The organism is Pseudomonas sp. NPDC087342 (assembly GCF_044744265.1).
GTDB classification, from domain to species: Bacteria; Pseudomonadota; Gammaproteobacteria; order Pseudomonadales; family Pseudomonadaceae; genus Aquipseudomonas; species Aquipseudomonas nunensis.
Genome location: NZ_JBIUXZ010000001.1, coordinates 421970 through 445763, shown reverse-complemented (window position 1 = coordinate 445763; position 23794 = coordinate 421970). Strand labels below are relative to the sequence as shown.

Sequence of the window (23794 nt, the reverse complement as noted above, 5' to 3'; positions counted from 1 at the left end):
GGTACTCCATCAGCAAGGTCGCGGTGGCAACCTTGCGTGCTTATTGTTGTTATTGAACGGACAGGCTATTTGAACGTGTCGACGTTTTGCGGGGTGATCAAGCGGTATGGCACCCAGACGTTCTGTTCAACCGGCTCGTTCTTGGCCATTTTCACCGCCGTGTCGATGGAGCCGTCCGCCTGGCCTTTCGCGTCCTGGAACACCGAGACCGCCATGTTGCCTTTCTTGATCGCGTTCAAGCCATCTGGCGTGCCGTCGACCCCGGCAATCAGCACCGTGCCCTTGTCGACGCCGGCCTGACTCAGGGCCATCGCGGCGCCAATCGCCATTTCGTCGTTGTTGGCCACCACCGCGTCAAACTTGCGGCCCTGAGTCAGCCAGTCGTTGACCAGGGTCATGCCTTTATCGCGCAGCCAAGTGCCGGTCTGCTCTTGCTCGATCTTGATGTTTGGGTATTTGGCCAGCACCTCTTTCACGCCTTTGGTGCGGTTGGTCGTGGAGTTGTTGGCCAGGTCGCCCAGCAGAATCACGATGTCACCCTTGCCGCCCATCTTGTCCGCCAGGTATTGCATCTGCATTTCACCGGCCTCCAGGTCGTTGGAAGCGACGGTGACCACGCCTTTGGGCAGTTTCAGGTCATCCGGACGGCGGTTGACGTAGACCAGCGGAATGCCGGCCTTGACCGCGGCGTCCGTGATTTTACGGGTGGCTGCGGTGTCCACCGGGTTGACCACGATGGCATCGACCTTCTGGCTGATGAAGTTTTCCACCTGGCTCAACTGCTTGACCACATCGCTGCGGGCATCTTCGAATTGCAGCTGCACGCCATCGGGGTAGGTCTTGGCTTTCTTGTCCATGGATTCGCGCAGGTAAGTCAGCCAGGTGTCATCGAACTGGGACATGCTCACGCCGATCTTCATATCAGCCAGAGCAGCGCCGCTGGCGAACATCAAGGACAAGGCAAGTGCGGTGAAACGGATCGGGGTCTTCATGAAAAGTCTTTCTCCACATTCTTGTTGGTTTTATGGATAAGGCGTGACGATTTCAGTGACGGGGCAAGCGGACAATCGGTGCGCCTGGAATGCAGCAGACCAGGGCGCCGTTGCGTTCAACGCACAGCAAACGGGAAAAGGAATGGAACGAGGCGCGAGGCAGGTCGCGAAAGAGGTGTGAGGCGGAACGTAAAACATGCAAAGCAGCGTTAAAGGTTTTCATCGACGGTACCTGGCTTTTGTTTCTTGTTTTTGGTTCGTTCTGCACCCGTTCAGGCTTGGCCTGAGCGAGATTGAACGTTGATAGTCGGCAACCTGGAAATGACTTTATTGGAAAATAATTTCTATATCAACTCATTTTAGAATTTAATTCTGATTTTATTCCACGGGCATCGAACTGGCCCAATTCCACCACTTGATGGCGCTCGGCACTCAGTCGCGCAGCGTCCAGAACACGGGTGGTCGCCAGTGCATCACGCGCCTCGACCGGCAGTGGGCCACCGCTCTGCAACGCGGTTTGTAGCTGTAAATAGAACTGATTCCAGCAGCCGCGTTCGGAGGGAACGCGCTCACGCACCTCGCCTTGTTCGAACCAGCCCCAGTTGCGGTGTTCCTCGACGCCCCAGCGTTCGCCCTCGGATTTTGGCGAGAGCCCGGCCAGCGCCGAGGCTTCCTGCCCGTCCAGCCCATCGACGCTGTAGCAGCCCTGAGTACCGGTGACCCGAAAGCGCGGCCCGGGGGTGTTTTGCAGGCAACTGCCGCCCAGGTGCGAAGTGACGCCGCTGGCGTGTGTCAGGGACATAAAGAAGCCGTTGTCGTAGGCCTGGCCCTTTTCGAGGTATTCCAGTTCGGCGTACACCTGCGTGACCGGACCGAACAGCAGCAGCGCCTGATCCACCAGATGGCTGCCCAAATCCCGCAGGAATCCGCCACCGCTGGGGTTGTTCACTGCTTGCGGCGAGTAGCGTTCGATCCGCGATTCGAAACGCGTGATCTGGCCCAGCGCGCCGGATTCGATGAGTTTGCGCACCGTGAGGAAGTCCGAATCCCAGCGCCGGTTCTGATAGATGCTGAGCCGCACGCCCTGACGCTCGGCCATGGTGATCAGGGTTTGCGCCTGTTGCGCATCGGCGGCGAACGGTTTGTCGCTGACCACCGCCACCCCGTGTTCGATGCCATCGAGCACCAGCGCCGGACGGCCCTTGAGCGGCGTCGACACCACCAGCACATCGATCCCGGCTTCCACCAGTTGGCCGATGCTGTCGAAGGCCGGCACGTTGGGGTGCTCGGCGGCGAGCAACTGTCGGCGCTCCGGGGAACGGGTGACCACACCGACAAACGTGGCGCCCGGCAGGCTGCTGAGCAGCGGAGCATGGAAAAACCGGCCGCCATGGCCGTAACCGACAAGTCCGATACGCATGTGTGCATTCCTTCTTATTGTTAGATAGCCGCTGGCTGGGTTGGCACTCCCCCTGTAGGAGCGAGGCTTGCCCGCGAAGGCGGTGGCATATTCAACATTGACGTCGCCTGACACTCCGCCTTCGCGGGCAAGCCTCGCTCCTACAAAGGTGTTGTGGTGGCCGTTAGCGGCAGAGTTCGCTTTTGACCCGTTCCAGCATCATCCGGTTGGACTCATCCGGCCGGTCTTCCCAGGCAAACACCGACACCGTGGCGATGCCGTCGAACTTAATCTCGCGCAACGTGCTGAAAAACGCCTCCCAATTGACCTCGCCCTGGCCGATGTCCAGATGCTGGTGCACGGTGGCCACCACGCCCGGCGGGTTGACGATATAGCGCAAGCCCGAAGAAGCCTTGTGGTTGTAGGTGTCGGCGATGATCAAGTGGCTCAGCTTGGCGCCGGCGTACTTGAGCATCGAGGCGATATCCCCGACGCCGTCGTCATAGAAAAACGTGTGCGGCGCGGCGTAGAGGTAGTTGATCCAGTCGCGATCGAGGCCGCGAATGATGTCCACCGACTCGTTGTTGCGCTCGCAGAAGTCATATGGATGCGCCTGGATATCGAGCTTGATGCCTTCGCGTTCGAACTCGGGGATCAACTCGTCCATGGAGCGCATGAACTGGTTCTCGCACACCAGCGGGTTGTCCGACTGGCCGGTGAATTCGGTGTTGACCAGTTCGCAGTCCATTTCCACGGCGATCTGAATCGCGCGTTTCCAGTTGCGTACGGCGGCGACCCGCAGGCCTTCGTCGGCAGCGGCCCAGTGGTACATCGGTAATAAAGAAGAGAGTTTGACCCCGGTGTCGCTCAGGGCTTTGCGAAATTCCTTGATCCGCGCCTTGTCCACGCGGGGAGCTTTGTAGAACGGCAAGAAGTCTTCGCGGGGCGAAAGTTCGATGTGTTCATAGCCGAGCTCGGCGACTTTATCGACCATCTTGCCCAGGGACAGGGTGCGGTACATGTAGGGGTCTAGTGCGATGCGCATTTTATTGTTCTCCTTCACCCGAAATCGACACCTCCCCCTGTAGGAGCGAGGCTTGCCCGCGAAGACGGCGGCACAGTCAACATTGATGTCGCCTGACACACCGCTTTCGCGGGCAAGCCTCGCTCCTACAGGAGATCATCGTTAGCCGTAAAAGTGTGGGCGCTCTGGCAGGCCGACTTTGACGATCTGACCGCTGTTTTGCGCTTCGATGCACTTGTCTGCGGCCACTGCCGCCGCGAAGCCATCCCACGCCGATGGGCCGCCAACCTGGCCCGCACGCACACCATCAATAAACGCCTGCAACTCCACGTCATACGCCGCGATAAACCGATCCTTCCAGTCCATCAGAATCGCGTTCGACAGCTTCGCGCCACTGCGCAGTTGCACCTGTTGCGGTTCCGGCAACTTGGCGATGCCGGTCTCCCCCACCACTTCGCACTGGATGTCGTAGCCGTACTGGCAATTGACGAACACCTCCACGTCGATACGCGTGCCTTTGGCAGTTTCCAGCAGGACGATCTGTGGGTCTTTCAGGTGCGCGAGGGCTTTGCTGGATTTGCGCGGGAACACCACTTGCACCGAAACGTAGTCGTCATCAAGCAACCAGCGCAGCACATCCAGTTCATGGATCAACGTGTCGGTGATCGCCATGTCGGTCTTGTAGTTCTCGCCCACGCTCGGGTTGCGGTGCGCGCAGTGCAGCATCAGCGGTTCGCCGATCTGGCCGCTGTCGATCACCGCTTTGAGGGCGCGATAACCTTCGTCGTACGGACGCATGAAACCGACCTGCACCAGGCGCTTGCCGTGGGCCACCTCGGCCTCGACGATCTTGCGGCAGCCTTCGGCTGTGACGGCCAGGGGTTTCTCGCAGAACACCGGTTTGCCCGCCGCAATCGCTGCCAATACGAATTCTTCGTGGCTCGGGCCCCAGGAGGTAACGAGGATCGCCTCGACCTCTGGCGCCTTGATCAGTGCGTGGCCATCGGGGTAAACCTCGGCGGTCAGCTTCAGGTCGGACACCACTTTCGCGGCTTGCTGCAAGTTGATGTCGGTGACCGCGACGACCTGGCTATTGAGCAAGGTCTGGCTGCAACGACGGATATGGTCCTGGCCGATGGCCCCGGTGCCGATGACGCCGATCTTTAAAGACATGAAAACTCTCCTGTGAGGACTTGTTATTGGTTTCAGGGGCAATCAGTACTGACGGGCCTTGGCCAGTCGTTCGTTCAGGGTCTTGGCCACCGCGTCGGTGCGGGCGCTGGTGGAGACTTGCGCCACGCCGACCCGCCACCACGACAGGTATTTGTGAATCATCGTCTTGGGCAGAACCTTGATATCGATCAGGGTCGAGACCGTCTGCAACCGCGCATCGGCCAGTGCCGATTGCAGCTCTTCAACGGTATTCACCTTGTAAGTCTTGCAGCCATAGGCCGCCGCGCTCATGGCGAAATCCACCGGCACGAAACCACCATCGAGCTTGCCGGTTTCCGGGTTGCGGAAGCGGAACTCGGTGCCGAAGCTGTCCATGCCGTGTTCCATTTGCAGGTTGTTGATGCAACCGAAGGTCATGTTGTCCAGCAGCACCACGTTGATCTTGCGTCGTTCCTGAATCGAGGTCGCCAGTTCCGAGTGCAGCATCATGTAAGAGCCGTCACCGACCAATGCATAGACCTCGCGATCCGGCTCGGCAAGCTTCACCCCCAGCGCGGCGTTGACTTCGTAGCCCATGCACGAATAACCGTACTCGACGTGGTAAGTGTTCACGCCTTTGCTGCGCCAGCTGCGCTGCAAGTCGCCGGGCAGGCTGCCGGCGGCGGCGACAATCACCGCGTCGTCGGCCAGGGTTTCGTTGAGCACGCCGAGCACGCGGCTCTGGGTCAGGCAGGAACCGGTCAGCTCGATAAATTCCCGCAGCACGGCCGGGTCCATGTGGTCGTTGATTTCCGGGACGAAATCCTTGGCCTGGTATTCGACCTGATAGATGCGGTCGACTTCCTCATCCAGTTGCGCCTTGGCCTGGCGCGGTTGATCGCCCCAGCTCGAACGGTAATCGCCCAATGCGTCGGCCAATGCCAGCAGACCGCTTTTGGCGTCGGCCAGCAGTTGCACGCCATCGAGTTTCAGCGCATCGCAGGGGCTGATATTCAGGTTGAGGAATTGCACCTCGGGATGTTGGAACAAGGATTTCGACGCGGTGGTGAAATCGCTGTAGCGAGTGCCGATACCGATGATCAGGTCAGCGTCTTTCGCCAGCAGATTCGCCGCCAGGCAACCGGTTTCGCCGATGCCGCCGACGTTCAACGGATGGCTCGACACCACCGCGCTTTTACCCGCCTGGGTTTCAGCGAACGGAATATCGAAGCGCTCGGCAAACGTCTGCAACGCGGCGTTAGCACCTGAGTAGCGCACCCCGCCACCACAAATAATCAGCGGCTTGCGCTTGCCTTTGAACAGCGCCAGCGCATCTCCGAGCATCGCTTCAGTGGCCGGACGCCGTTCGATGCGGTGCACGCGTTTTTGCAGGAAATAATCGGGGTAGTCGTAGGCCTCGGCTTGCACGTCTTGCGGCAATGCCAGGGTCACGGCGCCAGTTTCGGCGGGGTCGGTGAGCACGCGCATGGCGTGGATCGCCGCCGTCATCAGTTGCTCGGGACGATTGATGCGGTCCCAGTATTTGCTCACGGCTTTAAAGGCATCGTTGGTGCTGATGCTCAGGTCGTGGAACTGCTCGATCTGTTGCAGCACCGGGTCCGGCTGGCGACAGGCGTAGACATCGCCGGGCAGCAGCAACAAAGGAATGCGGTTGGCGGTGGCCGTGGCAGCCGCGGTCAACATGTTGGCCGCGCCGGGGCCGACCGAAGAGGAGCAGGCGTAGATCTTGCGCCGCAGGTGTTGCTTGGCGAAACCGATGGCGGCGTGGGCCATGCCTTGCTCGTTGCGGCCCTGATGCACGATCAAATCGCCGCTGTCCTGCTCCAGCGCCTGGCCGAGACCGAGCACGTTGCCGTGGCCGAAAATGGTAAAGACCCCGGCGACGAATTTGCTCTGAACGCCATCGACTTCGATGTACTGGTTATCGAGGAATTTCACCAGGGCCTGGGCCATGGTCAGTCTTGTAGTGGTCATGTCCGATCCTTCAATACACGAAGAAACCCATGTGGGAGCGAGCTTGTGTGGCGAGGGGGCTTGCCCCCGCTAGGGCGCGGAGCGGCCCTCTATTAGCATTTGGGACTGCTGCGCAGTCCAACGGGGGCAAGCCCCCTCGCCACACAGGCTCGCTCCCACAAGGGGGATCTTCATTAGCCTTGAGAGTTTTGCAGGTGGTTCATGCTTGCGCCGATCGCCTGTTCGATGTCCGCCAGGCCATGCACGCTGTCGGCAAATGGTTCGAACGACAGGTAGCCGCTGTAACCGCTGCCCAGCAAGGTTTCGATCTGCGCGGCATTGCCGAGAATGTCGCCCTCGCCCACCAGCACTCGATGACCGTCGCGAATACTGTTCAGCGGTGCTTCGGCATCCTCGACGCCAGAGATATGCACCAACCCGGTCAGCTCAGGGAAAAACTCCTGTTCACTGGCCAGGTGATGGTGAAAGGTGTCGTGAACCAGCCGGAACACATCCAGCCCGCCAATCGCCTTGATCGCATCCACCGCCGGCCGTTTGCGCCGCAACGAACACTCTTCAAACCCCAGCGGCTCGATAAACCCGAGAATCCCGTGATCGCGCAGGATCGGCGCCAGTTCAGTCAACGCCGTGCGCAACCCCGAAGCGCGTTCCGCTTCATTGCGCGTATCGGCGCGGTCATTCAACGGGCACATCACCAGCCCTTGCGCGCCACAATCCCGGGCATACGCAGCCAGCTTCAACGCCTGGGCACGGCGCTCGTCATTCCACACATCAAACGGGTACAGCGCGTTGATCGACAGCACGGTGATGCCTTTGGCCGCGCACAGTTCACGCACGGTTTCAGGCGCGGTGCCGTCTTCGATCTCGATGCCTTTGAGGTCGTTGCGGATCTCGATGGCGTCGGCCTTGAGGGTCACCGCCAGGTCGATGAACGCCGGCAGGGACAAACGCGGGGCGACCATACGGTTCAGGGCGAAACGCAGGGGCTTGCTCATTATTGTTGTTCTCCGCAGGTGAATTATTTGGCGGTTGGCATGCTGAATTCGGGGCCTTTGGCGATGCTGTCGGGCCAGCGCTGCATCACGCTTTTGTAGCGGCTGTAGAAGCGAATGCCTTCTTCGCCATACGCGTGGTGGTCGCCGAACAGTGAGCGCTTCCAGCCACCGAACGAGTGCCAGGCCATCGGTACCGGGATCGGCACGTTGATGCCGACCATGCCGACCTTGATCGTGCGGGCAAACGCGCGGGCAATGCCGCCGTCGCTGGTGAAGCACGACACACCGTTGCCGAATTCGTGGGCGTTGATCAACGCCACGGCGCTGGCGAAATCCGGCACGCGGACGATGCCCAGCACCGGGCCGAAAATCTCTTGCTGGTAGATGCTCATCTCGGTCGTGACGTTATCGAACAGCGTCGCGCCGACGAAGAAACCGTTCTCGGCACCGGGCACCTTGAAATTGCGTCCGTCGACGATCAACTGCGCGCCCTGGGCCACGCCTTCGCCGATGAAGCCCTCGACTTTGGCCTTGTGCTCAGCCGTCACCAGCGGCCCCATGTCGCTGTCGCCTTGCATGCCGTTGCCGACCTTGAGCTGATCAATGCGCGGCAGCAACTTGGCAATCAACTGGTCGCCAACATCGCCCACTGCCACGGCAATCGAGATCGCCATGCACCGCTCGCCAGCCGAGCCGTAAGCCGCGCCGATCAAGGCGTCGGCGGCTTGATCGAGATCCGCGTCGGGCATGACGATCATGTGGTTCTTCGCGCCGCCCAGCGCCTGCACGCGTTTGCCGCGAGACGTGGCCTGCTGGTGGATGTACTCGGCAATCGGCGTCGAGCCGACAAAGGAAATCGCCTCGATGTCCGGGTGTTGCAGCAACGCATCCACCGCGACTTTGTCGCCCTGGACCACGTTGAACACACCGTCCGGCAACCCGGCTTCAGTCAGCAAACGCGCCATCAACAGGCTGGCCGACGGATCGCGCTCGGACGGCTTGAGGATGAAGCAGTTACCGGTGACCAGCGCCAGCGGGATCATCCACAGTGGCACCATCACCGGGAAGTTGAACGGCGTAACCCCGGCGCAAACGCCTAACGGTTGACGCAGGTTCCAGTTGTCGATACCGCCACCGATGTTGTCGCTGAAATCGGTTTTCAGCAGGTTCGGCGCACCGCAGGCGTATTCGACGATTTCGATGCCGCGAGTGACTTCGCCCTTGGCGTCGGACAGGACTTTGCCGTGTTCGCGGCTGATGATTTCCGCCAGTTCGTTATGGTGGCGGTCGAGCAGTTCCTTGAACTTGAACATCACCCGGGAACGACGCAGCGACGATTGCTCGGACCACGCAGGGAAGGCTTGCAGGGCCGAGGCCACGGCTTCGTCGACGGTCTTCTCGCTTGCTAATCCGACCCGCGCCTGCACCGCACCGGTGGCCGGGTTGAATACGTTGCTGAAGCGTTCGCTGCCGCTGTCTTGCACCTGGCCGTTGATGTAATGGCCTAAAACCGGGGCGTTGCTCATTGTTCTTGTTCTCCTCGCAAATGTTGGAATTCAGGCTTTTCAGTTCAGAGATCAAGCAGCCAACTGTGCTGCGGATCGTTATGGAACTGCCAGACGCGTTTCGGCCCGGCCATCACGTTCAGGTAATACGACTCGTAGCCGTACGGCACGCTGACCGGGTGGTAACCCTTGGGCACCACGACCAGGTCGCTGTTTTCCACGGCCATGGCTTGATCGATGCTGCGGTCGTCGGTGTAGACCCGCTGGAACACGAAGCCCTGAGGCGGGTTGATCTGGTGGTAATAGGTTTCTTCGAGAAAGCTCTGGTGCGGCAGGTCGTCGGTGTCGTGCTTGTGCGGCGGGTAGCTCGACGAGTGCCCCGACGGCGTGCGCACTTCCACCACCAGCAGCGACTGCGCAGGCTCGGTGTCCGGCAGGATGTCGCAGACGTAACGGGTGTTGGCGCCCTTGCCGCGCACGCTGCGCTTCATGCTTTCGGGTCTGATCAGGCGTGGCCCGAGGTTGTTGGCGGTTGAGCCGGGTGCGGCACACACGGCGATTTGCACATCGCTGAGGGCAACCACTTGCGCCTGACTGCCGGGCGGCAAGTACGCGGCAAACGGGGATTTTTCTTCGAACACCGATTGGCGATCGCCGAGGTTGTCCCAGTCGAATGCGCCCTGCCCCGGCGCTTCGCCCTTGATGCTGACGCGACCGCTGAGCAGCACCAGGCACAGTTCTTTATCGCCCGCCGACACCGGCAAGGTTTCGCCGAGGCTCAAGCGATACGCAGCGAAGCCGACGTACTCCAACTCACCTTTGCCCAGCTCGACCATGGTCCGGCCACGGGCGTTGCTTTTAACCAGCAGGCTCATCACTTAATCCTCTCGTCGAGCAGTGCGCGCAGGGTGTCGAAGCCTTTCTTGGCGTAGACATAACTCGGTGCGACCGCTGGATCCTGTTCGGCTTCGACCACCAGCCAGCCGTGGTAATCGGCGGCCAGCAACACATCGAGCAACGCGCCGAAATCGATGTCGCCATCCCCCGACACAGTGAAAGTGCCGTTGATGATGCAGTCCGGAAAACTCCACAAGTGGTTGCGCGCCAGTTGCACCACCGGTTTGCGCACGTCCTTGAAATGCACGTGGCAGATGCGTTCGATGTGTTTACGCAGCACCTGCAACGGTTCGCCGCCGCCCATGTAGCAGTGGCCCGAATCGAACAGCAGGCCGACTTCGCTGCCGGTCAGCGCCATCAACTTGTCGATGTCCGCCGGGGATTCGACGTAGGCGCCCATGTGGTGGTGATACGCCAGGCGCACGCCTTGGGACAGGGTGAAACGCGCCAGTTCCGTGAGCTTGTCGGCGTATTCCTGCCACGCCTGCTCGGTGTGGAAACGCGGGCGTTCGACCAGTGGAATGTGCTGGCCCTGGATCGAGTCAGCGACTTCGCCGTAGACCAGCACCGTGGCGCCGTTTTTGGCCAGCAGCTCGACATGGCTGCCGATGGCGTCGATTTCCTCGGCCACCGAACGGCGGGCCAATCGGCTGGAATACCAGCCGGACACCAGCGCAAGATCGTAAGGCCGCAGCACGTCACCGACGCCTTTGGCATCCTTGGGGAATTTACCGTTGAGTTCGAAACCTTCGTAACCGATTTCCTTGCCTTCGCTCAACGCAGTGCTCAGCGGCGTCTCGCCACCGAGGGACGGCAAGTCGTCGTTGCTCCAAGAGATCGGGTTGATGCCAATTCGGATAGCGGGCATGGCTGCACCTTTTATTGTTTTCTAAATTTGCGTTGAGTCTGAGGCCGCCTTCGCGGGCAAGCCTCGCTCCTACGGGTTTGCGGTGATCTGTAGGAGCGAGGCTTGCCCGCGAAGAACGATAACGCGGTACAACGTCAGGCGCGGGCCGTGCGCCAGGCATCGATCAATTCGACAAACGTGCCCTGCACCTGGCGGATCAACGTTTCATCGTCGATTTCCCCCGCCATCCACGCCCGGCTCGGCTCCTGGAAAATCGTGCGGCCCACGGCAAACCCTCGGCAGGTCTGGCTCTGGCTGGCCTGTTGAAAGCCCTCGGCCAACGCCGCCGCCGGGGCATTCAGGCCCAACAGCACGACCCCACGGCAATACGGGTCACGCTCCTGAATCAACTCATCGAGCTGTTTCCACTCTTCGGCACTCTGCGCTTCGATCTTCCACCACGCCGGGTAAATACCCAGGTTGTAGAGGCGTTTCAGCGCGCGGTACAGCACGTCGGGATGAGCCGATGGATGATCCTTCGGCGGGATGATTTCCAGCAGCAGTTCATGCCCGCTGACCTGGGACGCCTGATACAAACCCTTGATCTGCGCTTCCTGCTCCAGACGCAACAGTGGCTCGTCATCCGGGTGGAATTGCACCAGGCACTTGATGATTTGTTCTTGCGGCCAGGCAATCAGGTTGCTGCCAATGGAGCGCCCGTGCTCGAAAGCCAATGGCCGCGAACCCTGCACTTCCACCGGCCGCGCCACCCACCAGCCACGCCCGGTGGCGGCGTTCAGCGAGTCCTGACCGAAGCGTTGATCCGCCAGCAACCCGACGTCAGCCTCGATGCCCTGCTCGCGCAAATCCGCTTCGACCCGCTCCACGGCTTTGATAAACAGTTGTTTCAGTTCGCCAATCGCATTGAGGTCGCGACCGCCCTTGTGCGCCAGTTCCACCAGTTGCCCGCGATGGTCGAAGGCGAAGATGAAAAGCTGCTTCCACTGTTTGCGCGGCACGCTGACCTGATGCAGGCGTTGCAGGGTAGCGTCCTGATCCGGCCGGGTGATCGGCACCGGGCTGTTGAATAGATAGTCGAGTTCGGCGCGGGTCGGCATCGCCGGGGCGCAGGCGTGGCGCGACACCACCAGACCACCACAGGCATTGGCCAATTGGCAGCAACGCTCGTCGCTGGCGTCTTCCAGCCAACCGGCGAGAAAGCCCGACATGAAGGCATCGCCGGCGCCCAGCACGTTGAGCACTTCGACGCGCACGCCGGGGTAGATCGCGCCGTCTTCAAGGCGCACCGGAATCACCCCGTGAATCACCGTGCAACCTTGCGGCCCGAGCTTGACCACCAAGGTCGCATCACTCAAACGCCGCACGTTGCGCAACGCCGTGAGCAAATCCTCGGAACCGCCGGCAATCAAAAACTCTTCTTCGGTGCCGACGATCAAGTCAAAACGCGGGAGGATTTTCTGCACGTGCTGGCTGACGTTCTGGTCAGCAACGAAACGGGTTTCGCCATCCGCCTTACCGGCCAGGCCCCAGAGTACCGGGCGATAGTCGATGTCGAGAATGCGTTTAACGTTGTGCTTTTCGGCGTAGTCCAGCGCCTGGATGCTCGCCTTGTACACGCCGTCGGTGGAGAAATGCGTGCCGGTGATCAGCAAGGCTTTGCTGGAGGCAATAAAGGCTTCGCTGATGTCTTCGGCCCGCAGCGCCATGTCGGCGCAGTTCTCGCGGTAGAACACCAACGGAAAGGTTTCGCGGTCCTTGAGGCCCAGCAAGACCATGGCGGTCAGGCGCTCCGGATCGACCTTGATACCGCTGACATCGCAACCTTCGCGGGCCAGGGATTCGAGGAGGAAGCGGCCCATGTGGTCGTCGCCTACCCGGCTCAGCATGGCCGACTTGAGGCCCAGGCGTGCGGTGCCGAACGCGATATTGGCGGAGGATCCACCGAGGTATTTGGCGAAGCTTGAAACATCTTCCAACCGCGCCCCGACTTGCTGCGCATAGAGGTCGACGCCAAGGCGCCCCAGGCAAATCAGATCCAATTGACGCCCACTGGCAAAACGAGTCTGGCCCATGCTGGCTCCTGTTATTTTTATCAGCCTGCGTTCGGGACGATGGACGTGCCGAACACTCTTGGTGGATGCAGACTAAAACGACCGGGACCGAACAATCAATATTTATTCTATATATTTTTTACGTGGAATATTTTTTCCAATAAACTCCGGTACGAGCGTTCCAGACGTGGTTCATCGTTTCAGCAGGCCGCTTGCCGTCGGCAAGCTCAAGATTTTATTCCGGCCTACCCTGTAGACTGCGCACAGCCAACCTATTGTCAGGGGATGACCGATTCGTCATTCCTATAAGAACAAGCCAGAAGGATTTCCTATGTCCCGCACCGATCAGCCGGCTACGACCGAGAGCACGCCCGAGAGCGACCTCCAGAGCCCACCGATCAATGCCGAGCGATTGCTGCAGCTGATCACCAACGAATACGAAAGCCTGCCGCGCCAGCTCAAACGCATCGCCAGCTACATGAGCCAGCAAAGCGACCGGATCATGGTCGATCGCATCAGCGACATCGCCCGGGAATGCGAAGTGCACCCGTCGGCCATCGTGCGGTTTTCCCAGCGCTTCGGTTTCAGCGGTTTCAGCGAGATGCAGGCGCTGTTCCGCGAGGCGTACACGCACAAGACCACGCCGGTGCAGAACTACCAGCAACGCATCCGCAGCATGATCGCCAACAAGTCGCAAAAGGCCAGCGGCGGCGACCTGGCGCGCGAATGCGTCAACGCCACGCTGTCGGGCATCGAACGCCTGGGCATGGAACTCGACGACGTCGCCTTCGACAAAGCCGTGGACCTCGTGGTGAATGCCGACAACATCTACGTGGTTGGCGTGCGCCGCTCGTTCGCGGTGGCGGACTATCTGGTCTACAACCTGCAACACACCAACAAGCGCATTCACCTGGTTTCCGGCCTCGGCGGCAGCTACCGCGAGCAAATGCGCAGCGTGCGCGCCAACGATCTGGTGATCGCCATCAGCTTCACGCCCTACGGCAAGGAAACCCAACACTGCCTGCGCATCGCCCAGCATCATCAGGCGAAAACCCTGATCATCACCGACAGCAACCTTTCGCCGCTGGCCAAGCGGGCGAGCACGGTGTTGTTGGTGAACGAAGGAAGTTCGTTTGCGTTTCGCTCGTTGAGTGCGACGTTGTGTTTGTGTCAGGCGTTGTTTATTGCGGTGGCGTATCGGTTGGAACTGAAGGTGGATGAGATTCATGAGCAGGTGGGGTTTGAGGATTAATGTCTAGCATCCAAGTACTGAATCAATGTGACACTCGAACTTCTTTGGCATGACAGGCAAAAAAAAACATTAATAGGAACAGGAAAATGGATGAATTGCTCTTCGAATTCGACAAAAGAATAAGCACACTTAAGGAACATGTCGACAAGCTAAAAGGTTTCTTGGGTATTACACCCTTACCTAAAGACCTGCGAGAATCAATAAGTACATTTTACGAACGCCTTGAGTCATATACAAAGATAGCAAATACTTCGGACATAGACTCCATTACCCAAGCAGCAAAAATGGTTGCCGTCTATGGCCAATCCATAGGGCAAACAACACCTAGCTACCGAGACCTACTTGACCCAGTTACAATCAATACAAGCGAGCAATTGCTACTCCAAGCAACCGCCTTCAGAACTTTTATCGATGAAAACCCCGCAACTTACCGACCACTTGACATAACATCAAAAAACACGAGCGAAACGTTCGACTATTTAAAGATAAAAAAAGAAATACAATCTATTTCAGAAGAACAAGAACGACACGACAATCGAATAAAAAAATCGATTAGCGAAAGCGAATCCAAAATAACTCTTCTTGATGAAAAGCTGAAAGTTATCGAGAGCTTAGCGCACGAACAGATAGCAAGAATATCTAGCACGTATGATGACGCCGTAACAGATACAAATAACAAACAACAACAAATAGATGATCTTTTAGGGCATGCGTCTGGAAGAGTGATAGCTGGAGATTACGAAAAAAGCGCCACGCAAGAGCAATTCATGGCTGACATGCTGCGCTGGGGCTCGCTTGCATGCATGCTCGTGGTTACAATCTTACTGGGCATTACCTTTTGGGAGACCACAGAATCAACTTTTCAATGGGAAAAAACTATATTTAGAATAACTCTTACCTTCTTAATATCCGTACCCGCTGCCTATTTAGCCCGAGAATCAGCCAAACGCAGACAGCAACAATACCAACATCTACAGACAGCTTTAGATTTGAAAGCTTTGGCGCCATTTGTCGCCTCACTACCAGTAGAAGAACAGCATAAGTTAAAGATAGAGATAGCGAGCAGAGTTTTTTCAGCGAAGGACTTTTCTACTACAGCCGCCGACCCATACCCTTTAAACACTCACGAAATAATGATGGCAATAATAAACAAACTTGAAATTCCGACTTCAAAAAAAGCAGATGAAAACAAATAAAATCAACCCCCATTCAAAGCTCAACAATAACAGCCCTAAAAGTTTTGAAGGAGCCCTACTATGAAACTGATCGGTATGCTGGATTCACCTTACGTACGACGTGTGGCGATTTCCGCCAGGCAGCTGGGTGTTTCTCTGGAACACGACTCGGTGTCGGTGTTCCGGCATTTCGAGCAGTTCCAGCAGATCAATCCGGTGGTCAAGGCACCGACGCTGGTGCTGGATGACGGTGAAGTGTTGGTCGATTCGACGCTGATCATTGATTACCTCGAAGCGCTGGCCGGACCTTCTAAAAGCTTGATGCCGAGCGATCTGAAGCAGCGCCTGCGGTCGTTGCGGGTGATCGGGTTGGCGTTGGCGGCGTGCGAGAAGTCGGTGCAGCTTTACTACGAACGTAATCTGCGGCCGGCGGACATTCAGTATCAGCCGTGGGTTGAGCGGGTTGAAGGTCAACTCGCTGCGGCCTATTCGGCGCTGGAGCGGGAGCTTTCGAAGCAACAATTGCTGGGTGGTTCCGCGATTGCGCAGGACGGGATTACCGTAGCGGTCGCCTGGAGCTTCACCAACCTCGTGGTACCAGATCAGGTCGATGCGGAGCGCTTCCCGCAGATCGCCGAGTTCACCGCGCAGGCGGAAAAGCTTGAGGCGTTCATCGCTACCCCGATAACCTGAGCCGCCCTTCTTCACGGATTCGCTCATGACCGCCGCTGAAACCCCTGCCCCGGCGCTGAAGGAAATCTTCAACGCCGAGCGCCTCAAGCACATCGCGACCGAAATGACGGCGGTTTACCCGGCGTTCAACGCCAAAGCCTTCCTGAAAATGGCCAATGAAGGCCTGGCTGACCTGTCGATCATGCAGCGCATGGCGCGGGTCAGCGAGTGCCTGCATGCGGTGTTGCCGCTTGGGTATGAAGAATCCCTGGACGTGTTGCGTGCCCTCGCCCCTCGGCTGAATAGCGGGTTTGTCAGCATCTCCCTGCCGCATTACGTCGCGATGTACGGCGCACATGACTTTGACCAGTCGATGGAGGCGCTGAAGTTTTTCACCTCGTTCGGTTCATCCGAGTTTGCGATCCGGCATTTTCTGCGCAGTGATCTTGAGCGCTCGTTGGCGTTGATGCAGGTGTGGTCGCTGGATGAAAACGAACATGTGCGCAGGCTGGCCAGCGAAGGCAGTCGGCCGCGATTACCATGGTCGTTTCGCCTGGAACCGATTCAGGCTGACCCGAGGTTAGCGGCGGCGATTCTCGATAACCTCAAGGCGGATGAAAGCCTGTATGTGCGCAAGTCTGTCGCCAATCACCTCAATGACATCACCAAGGATCACCCGGAGTGGGTGCTGGATCTGATTGAGGGCTGGTCGCTGGAGAACAAGCACACCGCGTGGATTGCCAAGCATGCGCTGCGCAGTTTGATCAAACAGGGGAATCAGCGGGCGTTGGCGGTGATTGGGGCTGGCGGGAAGCCTGAGGTTGAGATTGTCGGGGTGAAGGTTGAACCGGCGGTGATTCGGCTTGGGGAGAAAATCACGCTTTCGTTTAGCGTGAAATCCACGGTGGCGGAGAGTCAGCGGTTGGTGATTGATTATGCGATTGATTACGTCAAAGCCAACGGCAGCACGTCGGCGAAGGTGTTCAAGCTGAAGGCCCTGACCCTGCCCGGCCATGCCAGTGAATTCGTCAGTCGTGGGCAGCAGATTAAGGAGCTCACGACGCGTAGGCATTACGCGGGCGCGCACGCCGTGCACATCATGGTCAACGGCGAACGGCTAGCCAGCACTTCATTCGAAATCCTCCCTTGAAACACAACCCCCCGTAGGAGCGAGGCTTGCCCGCGAAGAACGAAAACGCGGTGTGTCTGGCCCGACGCCTTCGCGAGCAAGCTTCGCTCCTACGGGGGATTGGGCAGGATTTTGTGTAGGAGCGAGGCTTGCCCGCGAAGAACGATAACGCGGTGTGTCTGGCCCGACGCCTTCGCGAGCAAGCTTCGCTCCTACGGGGGATTGGGCAGGATTTTGTGTAGGAGCGAGGCTTGCCCGCGAAGAACGATCACGCGGTGTGTCAGGTCCGACGCCTTCGCGAGCAAGCTTTGCTCCTACAGGGGATTGGGCAAGCTTTTGTGTAGGAGCGAGGCTTGCCCGCGAAGAACGATGACGCGGTGTGTCAGGTCCGACGCCTTCGCGAGCAAGCTTTGCTCCTACAAAGGCTTGTGGTTATCCAGTACGCGATTGGCCGCCGCCTCTCCCATCAGGAGCGACCGATGCAACACCAACAACGTATGGCGTCGCGGGCCTTCCTCCAGCTCGACCATATCGTTGACCATCTTGCAGGCGGTTGAAAGCGACTCATAGACCTCAACCAGCAACGCTTCGTCATCCACCGCTGCGTCGATGGTGAAGATGGTGCCGGATCTGCGGGGCGGTATCTGCGCTTTCGTCGCCCCGGGGTTGAGGTAGATCTTGAGCGCGCGGTCGGCCGCCGCTTTCATTTTATTGGGGTCAAGATCAAAAGAGGCGTCGTAGGGTACTGGATCAGTATTCGGGGGATTGGGTGTTGGTTTGAACATGGATGGAACTCCTGGAAAACATATTAGGAGCCATCACCCTTCGCTACCAAACGTAGGGTGGTGGCCATACGCGGGTTGGTAGACCGGTCCAGGAACCCGGCGCGCCCGAAGGCGCCCTGCGCATGGCCACCATAAAAGACTGAGAAGAAAACGGTCTCTGCAAAGGTGGCGCTATGCGACTGGAATACCGGGCTACCAAACCCGATCACTGTTTTGCAGTGACCCAGTAACGATAAAACCCAAGCCCTAGACGCACAAGCCGGCCGATTCTGGCGTACGCGTAGGTAACGGCGCAAGGCGTTGTAGCCGTTTATGACGTAACACCGGGTGTCTTTAAACACTCCCTTAAACGCCTGCTTTTGTAGGAGCGAGGCTTGCCCGCGAAGAACGATGACGCGGTGTGTCAGGCACGACGCCTTCGCGAGCAAGCCCGCTCCCACAGGAGATCTGTGGCGGCCACAAATCCTGCGAACGACACTGAACCAATGTGGGAGTGAGCCTGCTCGCGAAAGCGGTATTTCAGGCACCGAAGATGCGCCGGCTGGACAGGCGCCTTCGCGAGCAAGCTTCGCTCCTACTGGGGTCTGTGGCGGCCACAAATCTTGCAAACGACATCGAACCAATGTGGGAGCGAGCTTGCTCGCGAAGACGTCGGCAGAGACAACATCCATGTAACGGTATACCGCCTAAAGAAGCCTCACTTTTTAGCACTCGCCAAATAATGCGCCACCAACGCATTCGCATGGCCATGCCCCATCCCATGTTCATCTTTCAGCCACGCCACCATTTCCATATGCTTCTTCCCGCTCACAGTTTCGAGCAACCCCAGCCAGTGGCTGACTGGTTGGCCGTACTTTTTTTCAATGGAGGGGAAGTACGACGCAGGGCCTTTCACTTTTGTATCTTCGGTCATGCTGCAAGCTCCCTTTATCACGACGGAGTGTCGGATAACGCTCCTTGTCGGCATGAAATAGAGTGGACGCCAAGTGTTATTCCCGCAAATCCCCTGCTATGCCCTGTAGGAGCGAGGCTTGCCCGCGAAGAAGATTACGCGGTGTGCCAGGCCTGACGCCTTCGCGAGCAAGCTTCGCTCCTACAGGGGAATGGCGTTTACAGGGGATTGGGGCCCAGCAACAAATCCTGCTCGCGCTCACACAATTCCACCACGTAATCCCACAACACCCGCAACCGCACCGACTTGTGCAACTCCCGCCGTGTGCTGATCCAGTAGCTGCGCTGAATACTTTCATCCGGTAACAACGGCACCAATTGCGGATCATCAGCAGCCATGTAACACGGCAGCACCGCGATCCCCAGCCCCGAGCGCGCGGCCTGTTGCTGGGCGATGACGCTGGTGCTGTGGAACACGACTTGGGGGTTGCGGCAGAAGCTGTTGAGGAACATCAGCTCCTGGCTGAACAGCAAATCATCGACGTAGCCGATCCACGCATGGCGGCCGAGGTCTTCGCGGCTGTTGAGTGGTGGCGCCTTGTCGAGGTAGGCCTGGCTGGCATAGAGCGCCAGACGATAGTCGGTGAGTTTGCGCGTGACCAGCATGTCGGCGGCCGGGCGTTCGAGGTGGATGCTGATTTCGGCTTCGCGGTTGAGGATGCTGACGAAGCGCGGCACGGCGACCAGTTCCACTTCAAGGCCGGGGTAGCGTTCGAACAGGCCGTTCATGCGGCTGGCGAGGAACATGATGCCCAGGCCTTCGGTGACGCCGACGCGGATTTTGCCCAGAGGCGCGGTGGATTGGGTGATTTCTTCCTGAGCCAGCAGCGCGACGTTTTCCATGGCTTCAGCGTGTTTGAGCAGCGCCTCGCCGGCCGGGGTCAGCTGATAGCCTTGGGCGTGCTGCACGAACAACGCGGTGCCGAGGCTTTTTTCGATGGCCTCGATGTGCCGGGCCACCGTGGCGTGGGTGGTGTTCAAGCGGCGGGCAGCGGTAAGCAGGCGGCCGCTGCGTTGCAATTCAAGAAAAAACCGCAGGTCATTCCAATCGAACATCAGGCTTCCTTAGGGCTAAGCTGTCTGAAAACGCACAGCGGCTGCGCAAAAACTAACATTCTTTATACGAAAGCTAACAACTAGGATGAAGCCCAACAACAAAAACAATACGAGGTAAGGGATGCAGACCTCCCTGGATGAATTCGATTACATCGTGGTCGGCGCCGGGCCGGCCGGGTGTTTGCTGGCCAATCGATTGTCGGCCAACCCGCAACACCAGGTGCTGCTGCTCGAAGCCGGCGGCCGCGATAATTACCCGTGGATTCATATTCCCGTGGGTTACCTGTTCTGCATCGGTAACCCCCGCACCGATTGGTGCTTCAAGACCGAAGCGCAACCCGGTCTGCAAGGCCGAACGCTGAGCTACCCACGGGGCAAAGTGCTCGGCGGCTGTTCCTCGATCAACGGCATGATCTACATGCGCGGCCAGGCTGGCGATTACGACGGTTGGGCGGCGGACGGCAATCCGGGCTGGTCCTGGAAAGACGTGTTTCCGTTATTCAAACAAAGCGAAAACCACTTTGCCGGCGACTCGGAATTTCACGGCGCCGCTGGAGAATGGCGGGTCGAGCGTCAGCGGTTGTCTTGGCCGATTCTGGATGCGTTTCGCAGCGCCGCCGAACAAAGCGGTATCGCCAGCATTGATGACTTCAACCAGGGCGACAACGAAGGTTGCGGCTACTTTCAGGTGAATCAGAAGGCCGGGATTCGCTGGAACGCAGCCAAGGCGTTTCTCAAACCGATCCGTCATCGCGCCAATCTCACGGTGTTGACTGAAGTTGAAGTGGACCGTGTGTTGCTGGAAAACGGCCGTGCCTCTGCGGTCCTCACCCGTTGGCAAGGCCAGGCGAAAACCTTCAAGGCCCGCAAGGAAATCGTACTGTGCGCCGGCTCGGTAGGTTCGCCGAGCATCCTGCAACGCTCCGGGATCGGCCCGGGTCCATTGCTGCAACGCCTGGGGATCGGCGTGGTGCATGAGCTGCCGGGGGTGGGCGGCAATCTGCAGGATCACCTGCAACTGCGGCTGATCTACAAACTGGAAAACGCCCGCACACTCAATCAAATCGCCGGCACGGTGTGGGGCAAGATGGGCATGGGCCTGCGTTATCTGTATGACCGCAGCGGGCCGCTGTCCATGGCGCCGAGTCAATTGGGCGCATTTGCGCGGTCGGGGCCGGAGCAGGCTTCGGCGAATCTTGAGTATCACGTGCAGCCGCTGTCGCTGGAACGTTTTGGCGAGCCGTTGCACCCCTTCCCTGCGTTCACCGCGTCGGTGTGTGATCTGCGGCCGCAGAGCCGTGGGCGAATTGAGATTCGCAGTGCCGATCCGCAGGAAGCGCCGCTGATTCAGCCTAATTACTTGAGCCATCCCGAGGATTTGCGTGTCGCGGCGGATGCCATCCGCCTGACCCGGCGCATTGTTGCTGCGCCAGCCCTGGCGGCGTTCAAACCGGTCGAGTATTTGCCGGGTGACAGTTTGCAGAGTGAAGAAGAACTGCACGAAGCGGCCGGGCGGATTGGCACGACGATTTTCCATCCGGTAGGTACTTGCCGGATGGGCAATGATGCGGACGCGGTGGTGGATGCGCAGTTGAACGTGCATGGCATTCCGGGCCTGCGTATCGCCGACGCGTCGATCATGCCGCGTATTACCTCGGGCAACACGTGTTCGCCTACGCTGATGATTGCCGAGAAGGCGGCGCAGTTGATCCTCAACCCAAGCACAAGGAGCGCCACCCCGCAGAAGGAACTGCTGAGTAACGCCTGAATCACACCTCTGTAGGAGCGAGGCTTGCCCGCGAAGAACGATGACGCGGTGTGTCAGGCCTGACGCCTTCGCGAGCAAGCTTCGCTCCTACAGATATCTGGAATGCGCCACCTGTAGGAGCGAGGCTTGCCCGCGAAGAACGATGACGCGGTGTGTCAGGTCTGACGCCTTCGCGAGCAAGCTTCGCTCCTACAGAGAGCAAGATCATACCCGCAGGAGCATGGTCCAACGAAAATGGCGGCACACAGGAAGATTCGCGGTACGTACACCCCGCTTTATGGATAAACGCGGCACTCGCCCACAAGGCAGGTGCCGACAGTGGAACAACAAAAACAATCACTGTGAGGGATACCGATATGTCAGAACACGTTCAGCCCCTGGAAGCCACGCGCAGCGCGGGCGTCAGCAGCGGCACCAAGAAAGTCATCTTCGCTTCGTCCCTGAGGACGGTGTTCGAGTGGTATGACTTTTTCCTCTACGGCGCCCTCGCGGCGGTGATCAGCAAGCAGTTCTTTGCCGGGGTCAACGACACCACGGCGTTTATCTTCGCGCTCATGGCATTTGCCGCCGGCTTCATCGTGCGGCCGTTCGGTGCGCTGGTGTTCGGTCGGTTGGGGGACATGATCGGGCGTAAATACACGTTCCTCGCGACCATTGTCCTGATGGGTCTCGCGACGTTCTGTGTCGGTTTGCTGCCGACCTACGCCAGCATCGGCATCGCCGCGCCGATCATTCTCGTGGTGTTGCGCATGCTCCAGGGCCTGGCGCTCGGTGGCGAGTACGGCGGCGCCGCGACTTACGTGGCGGAACACGCGCCAATGGGCAAACGCGGTTTTCACACCAGCTGGATTCAATCCACCGCGACCCTCGGGTTGCTGCTGTCGTTGCTGGTGGTGCTCGGTTGCCGCTACTTCACCGGCGACCAGTTTGAAGTCTGGGGCTGGCGCATTCCGTTTCTGTTTTCCATCGTGCTGTTGGGCATTTCGACCTGGATTCGCTTGAGCCTGCACGAGTCGCCGGCCTTCGTGAAAATGAAAGAAGAAGGCAAGCTGTGCAAGCAGCCGCTGCGGGATTCCTTCGGCAAATGGGAAAATCTCAAAGTCGTACTGATCGCCCTGTTCAGCATCAACGCCGGCCAAGCAGTGACCTTCTACGCCGCGCAGTTCTACGTGCTGTTCTTCCTCACTCAGTTCCTGAAAATGGACCCGGCGCTGGCGAATAGTTTGTTGATCGTCAGCGTGATTATTGGCGCACCGTTCTTCATCTTTTTCGGCTGGCTGTCGGACAAGGTCGGTCGCAAACCGGTGCTAATGATCGGCCTGCTGCTGGCCACCGCGCTGTACTTCCCGATCTTCAAAAGCCTGGCTCACTACGCCAACCCAGCCGTGGATCAAGCCAGCCAACAGGCGCCGATCACCGTGCTGGCCGACCCGGCCACGTGCACCTTCCAGTTCGACCCGGTGGGCAAGGAGAAATTTGATAGCCCGTGCGACAAGGTCAAGACCTTCCTGGTCAAGCAGGGCCTGCCTTACACCAGCGCCGCAGCCCCGGCAGGCGCGGCTGTGCAGGTCAGCGTCGGTGACGTGAAAATCGATGGCTACGACGAATCCGCCCTGCGCGGCGCGATCACTTTGGCGGGTTATCCGTCACAGGCTGATACCCAGTTGATCAACAAACCGATGATCGTCGCGCTGATTGTGGCGCTGATCATCATTTCCGCCATGTGCTACGGCCCGCTGGCCGCGCTGATGGTCGAACTGTTCCCGACGCGCATCCGCTACACCTCGATGTCCCTGCCCTACCACATCGGCAATGGCTGGTTCGGCGGGTTCCTGCCGACGGTGTCGTTTGCGTTGGTGGTGTACACCGGGGACATCTTTTATGGGCTGTGGTACCCGGTGGTGATTACCGGGGTGAGTTTGATCGTGGGGTTGATCTGCTTGCGCGAAACGAAGAACGTGGATCTGGATAAAAACTGACAGCGCGGCAAATGCCTAATCTGTAGCAGCTGCCGAGGCACGAGGCTGCGTTCGGCTCATGTAGCAGCTGCCGAGGTACGAGGCTGCGTTCGGCTGCGCAGCAGTCGTAAAACCCGTCTTCCTGAAACACCGCGGTGTCTGATTTCACG

At 58.9% G+C, this 23794-nt stretch carries 19 protein-coding genes; 6 read left to right on the top strand and 13 right to left on the bottom strand.

Features of this window, described 5'->3' with window-relative positions; translation table 11 throughout:
* Positions 1-65: 65 nt before the first annotated feature.
* The 10 genes from ACIOYV_RS02120 to iolC all read right to left on the bottom strand — a co-directional run bounded on the left by ACIOYV_RS02120 (position 66) and on the right by iolC (position 12899).
* On the bottom strand, positions 66-992 hold the full coding sequence (locus tag ACIOYV_RS02120; protein ID WP_401320435.1) for a sugar ABC transporter substrate-binding protein: 927 nt from the start codon (positions 990-992) through the stop codon (positions 66-68).
* Between the two features lie 349 nt (positions 993-1341).
* On the bottom strand, positions 1342-2412 hold the full coding sequence (locus tag ACIOYV_RS02115; RefSeq protein WP_401320432.1) for a Gfo/Idh/MocA family protein: 1071 nt from the start codon (positions 2410-2412) through the stop codon (positions 1342-1344).
* A 163-nt stretch (positions 2413-2575) separates the two neighbouring features.
* The gene (locus ACIOYV_RS02110) at positions 2576-3436 is read right to left on the bottom strand and encodes a sugar phosphate isomerase/epimerase family protein (RefSeq protein ID WP_401320429.1); all 861 of its coding nucleotides are present in this window, start codon (positions 3434-3436) and stop codon (positions 2576-2578) included.
* A gap of 141 nt (positions 3437-3577) precedes the next feature.
* Positions 3578-4588, bottom strand: a complete 1011-nt coding sequence (locus tag ACIOYV_RS02105; protein WP_054052840.1) for a Gfo/Idh/MocA family protein — start codon at positions 4586-4588, stop codon at positions 3578-3580.
* Between the two features lie 42 nt (positions 4589-4630).
* Positions 4631-6562, bottom strand: a complete 1932-nt coding sequence (gene iolD, locus ACIOYV_RS02100) for a 3D-(3,5/4)-trihydroxycyclohexane-1,2-dione acylhydrolase (decyclizing) (protein WP_401320425.1) — start codon at positions 6560-6562, stop codon at positions 4631-4633.
* A gap of 173 nt (positions 6563-6735) precedes the next feature.
* Entirely contained in the window at positions 6736-7557 is an 822-nt protein-coding gene (locus ACIOYV_RS02095) for a TIM barrel protein (protein ID WP_401320423.1), read from the bottom strand.
* Between the two features lie 23 nt (positions 7558-7580).
* A complete protein-coding gene (locus tag ACIOYV_RS02090) occupies positions 7581-9083 on the bottom strand; it encodes a CoA-acylating methylmalonate-semialdehyde dehydrogenase (RefSeq protein ID WP_401320421.1) in 1503 nt (500 codons plus the stop codon).
* A gap of 44 nt (positions 9084-9127) precedes the next feature.
* Entirely contained in the window at positions 9128-9937 is an 810-nt protein-coding gene (iolB, locus tag ACIOYV_RS02085; protein ID WP_401320418.1) for a 5-deoxy-glucuronate isomerase, read from the bottom strand.
* Positions 9937-10827, bottom strand: a complete 891-nt coding sequence (iolE, locus tag ACIOYV_RS02080) for a myo-inosose-2 dehydratase (RefSeq protein WP_401320416.1) — start codon at positions 10825-10827, stop codon at positions 9937-9939. The genes iolB and iolE overlap by 1 nt, the downstream gene beginning before the upstream one ends.
* Positions 10828-10961: 134 nt before the next feature.
* On the bottom strand, positions 10962-12899 hold the full coding sequence (iolC, locus tag ACIOYV_RS02075; protein WP_401320413.1) for a 5-dehydro-2-deoxygluconokinase: 1938 nt from the start codon (positions 12897-12899) through the stop codon (positions 10962-10964).
* A gap of 310 nt (positions 12900-13209) precedes the next feature.
* Here iolC and ACIOYV_RS02070 point away from each other — a divergent pair, with 310 nt between their 5' ends.
* The 4 genes from ACIOYV_RS02070 to ACIOYV_RS02055 all read left to right on the top strand — a co-directional run bounded on the left by ACIOYV_RS02070 (position 13210) and on the right by ACIOYV_RS02055 (position 17127).
* A complete protein-coding gene (locus tag ACIOYV_RS02070; RefSeq protein WP_054052853.1) occupies positions 13210-14130 on the top strand; it encodes a MurR/RpiR family transcriptional regulator in 921 nt (306 codons plus the stop codon).
* Positions 14131-14216: 86 nt separating this feature from the next.
* Positions 14217-15326: a hypothetical protein gene (locus tag ACIOYV_RS02065; protein ID WP_401320410.1), complete on the top strand. Its 1110-nt coding sequence runs from the start codon at positions 14217-14219 to the stop codon at positions 15324-15326.
* Positions 15327-15386: 60 nt separating this feature from the next.
* Positions 15387-15998 (top strand): glutathione S-transferase, encoded by a 612-nt coding sequence (locus ACIOYV_RS02060; RefSeq protein WP_401320407.1) that lies wholly within the window; start codon positions 15387-15389, stop codon positions 15996-15998.
* A 25-nt stretch (positions 15999-16023) separates the two neighbouring features.
* Positions 16024-17127, top strand: coding sequence for a DNA alkylation repair protein (locus ACIOYV_RS02055; protein ID WP_401320404.1), 1104 nt, complete (start codon positions 16024-16026; stop codon positions 17125-17127).
* Between the two features lie 395 nt (positions 17128-17522).
* Here ACIOYV_RS02055 and ACIOYV_RS02050 read toward each other — a convergent pair whose 3' ends face one another.
* From ACIOYV_RS02050 to ACIOYV_RS02040, 3 genes are all read right to left on the bottom strand, one after another.
* Positions 17523-17891 (bottom strand): DUF6124 family protein, encoded by a 369-nt coding sequence (locus ACIOYV_RS02050; RefSeq protein WP_401320401.1) that lies wholly within the window; start codon positions 17889-17891, stop codon positions 17523-17525.
* A 697-nt stretch (positions 17892-18588) separates the two neighbouring features.
* Positions 18589-18804 (bottom strand): DUF4287 domain-containing protein, encoded by a 216-nt coding sequence (locus ACIOYV_RS02045; protein ID WP_290027292.1) that lies wholly within the window; start codon positions 18802-18804, stop codon positions 18589-18591.
* A 197-nt stretch (positions 18805-19001) separates the two neighbouring features.
* The gene (locus ACIOYV_RS02040) at positions 19002-19898 is read right to left on the bottom strand and encodes a LysR family transcriptional regulator (protein WP_401320398.1); all 897 of its coding nucleotides are present in this window, start codon (positions 19896-19898) and stop codon (positions 19002-19004) included.
* 121 nt (positions 19899-20019) lie between these two features.
* Between ACIOYV_RS02040 and ACIOYV_RS02035 the strand changes: the two genes are divergently transcribed.
* Both ACIOYV_RS02035 and ACIOYV_RS02030 read left to right on the top strand, forming a co-directional pair.
* Positions 20020-21666, top strand: coding sequence for a GMC family oxidoreductase (locus ACIOYV_RS02035; RefSeq protein ID WP_401320395.1), 1647 nt, complete (start codon positions 20020-20022; stop codon positions 21664-21666).
* Between the two features lie 356 nt (positions 21667-22022).
* Positions 22023-23645 carry an MFS transporter gene (locus ACIOYV_RS02030; protein ID WP_401320393.1) on the top strand — a complete coding sequence of 541 codons (1623 nt, stop codon included), beginning with the start codon at positions 22023-22025 and terminating at the stop codon, positions 23643-23645.
* Positions 23646-23794 lie beyond the last annotated feature (149 nt).

What these genes read in the sequence shown, in the direction of transcription:
- ACIOYV_RS02120 (WP_401320435.1), bottom strand. Translation starts at nt 992, where the DNA reads ATGAAGACCCCGATCCGTTTCACCGCACTTGCCTTGTCCTTGATGTTC.
- ACIOYV_RS02115 (WP_401320432.1), bottom strand. Translation starts at nt 2,412, where the DNA reads ATGCGTATCGGACTTGTCGGTTACGGCCATGGCGGCCGGTTTTTCCAT.
- ACIOYV_RS02110 (WP_401320429.1), bottom strand. Translation starts at nt 3,436, where the DNA reads ATGCGCATCGCACTAGACCCCTACATGTACCGCACCCTGTCCCTGGGC.
- ACIOYV_RS02105 (WP_054052840.1), bottom strand. Translation starts at nt 4,588, where the DNA reads ATGTCTTTAAAGATCGGCGTCATCGGCACCGGGGCCATCGGCCAGGAC.
- iolD (WP_401320425.1), bottom strand. Translation starts at nt 6,562, where the DNA reads ATGACCACTACAAGACTGACCATGGCCCAGGCCCTGGTGAAATTCCTC.
- ACIOYV_RS02095 (WP_401320423.1), bottom strand. Translation starts at nt 7,557, where the DNA reads ATGAGCAAGCCCCTGCGTTTCGCCCTGAACCGTATGGTCGCCCCGCGT.
- ACIOYV_RS02090 (WP_401320421.1), bottom strand. Translation starts at nt 9,083, where the DNA reads ATGAGCAACGCCCCGGTTTTAGGCCATTACATCAACGGCCAGGTGCAA.
- iolB (WP_401320418.1), bottom strand. Translation starts at nt 9,937, where the DNA reads ATGAGCCTGCTGGTTAAAAGCAACGCCCGTGGCCGGACCATGGTCGAG.
- iolE (WP_401320416.1), bottom strand. Translation starts at nt 10,827, where the DNA reads ATGCCCGCTATCCGAATTGGCATCAACCCGATCTCTTGGAGCAACGAC.
- iolC (WP_401320413.1), bottom strand. Translation starts at nt 12,899, where the DNA reads ATGGGCCAGACTCGTTTTGCCAGTGGGCGTCAATTGGATCTGATTTGC.
- ACIOYV_RS02070 (WP_054052853.1), top strand. Translation starts at nt 13,210, where the DNA reads ATGTCCCGCACCGATCAGCCGGCTACGACCGAGAGCACGCCCGAGAGC.
- ACIOYV_RS02065 (WP_401320410.1), top strand. Translation starts at nt 14,217, where the DNA reads ATGGATGAATTGCTCTTCGAATTCGACAAAAGAATAAGCACACTTAAG.
- ACIOYV_RS02060 (WP_401320407.1), top strand. Translation starts at nt 15,387, where the DNA reads ATGAAACTGATCGGTATGCTGGATTCACCTTACGTACGACGTGTGGCG.
- ACIOYV_RS02055 (WP_401320404.1), top strand. Translation starts at nt 16,024, where the DNA reads ATGACCGCCGCTGAAACCCCTGCCCCGGCGCTGAAGGAAATCTTCAAC.
- ACIOYV_RS02050 (WP_401320401.1), bottom strand. Translation starts at nt 17,891, where the DNA reads ATGTTCAAACCAACACCCAATCCCCCGAATACTGATCCAGTACCCTAC.
- ACIOYV_RS02045 (WP_290027292.1), bottom strand. Translation starts at nt 18,804, where the DNA reads ATGACCGAAGATACAAAAGTGAAAGGCCCTGCGTCGTACTTCCCCTCC.
- ACIOYV_RS02040 (WP_401320398.1), bottom strand. Translation starts at nt 19,898, where the DNA reads ATGTTCGATTGGAATGACCTGCGGTTTTTTCTTGAATTGCAACGCAGC.
- ACIOYV_RS02035 (WP_401320395.1), top strand. Translation starts at nt 20,020, where the DNA reads ATGCAGACCTCCCTGGATGAATTCGATTACATCGTGGTCGGCGCCGGG.
- ACIOYV_RS02030 (WP_401320393.1), top strand. Translation starts at nt 22,023, where the DNA reads ATGTCAGAACACGTTCAGCCCCTGGAAGCCACGCGCAGCGCGGGCGTC.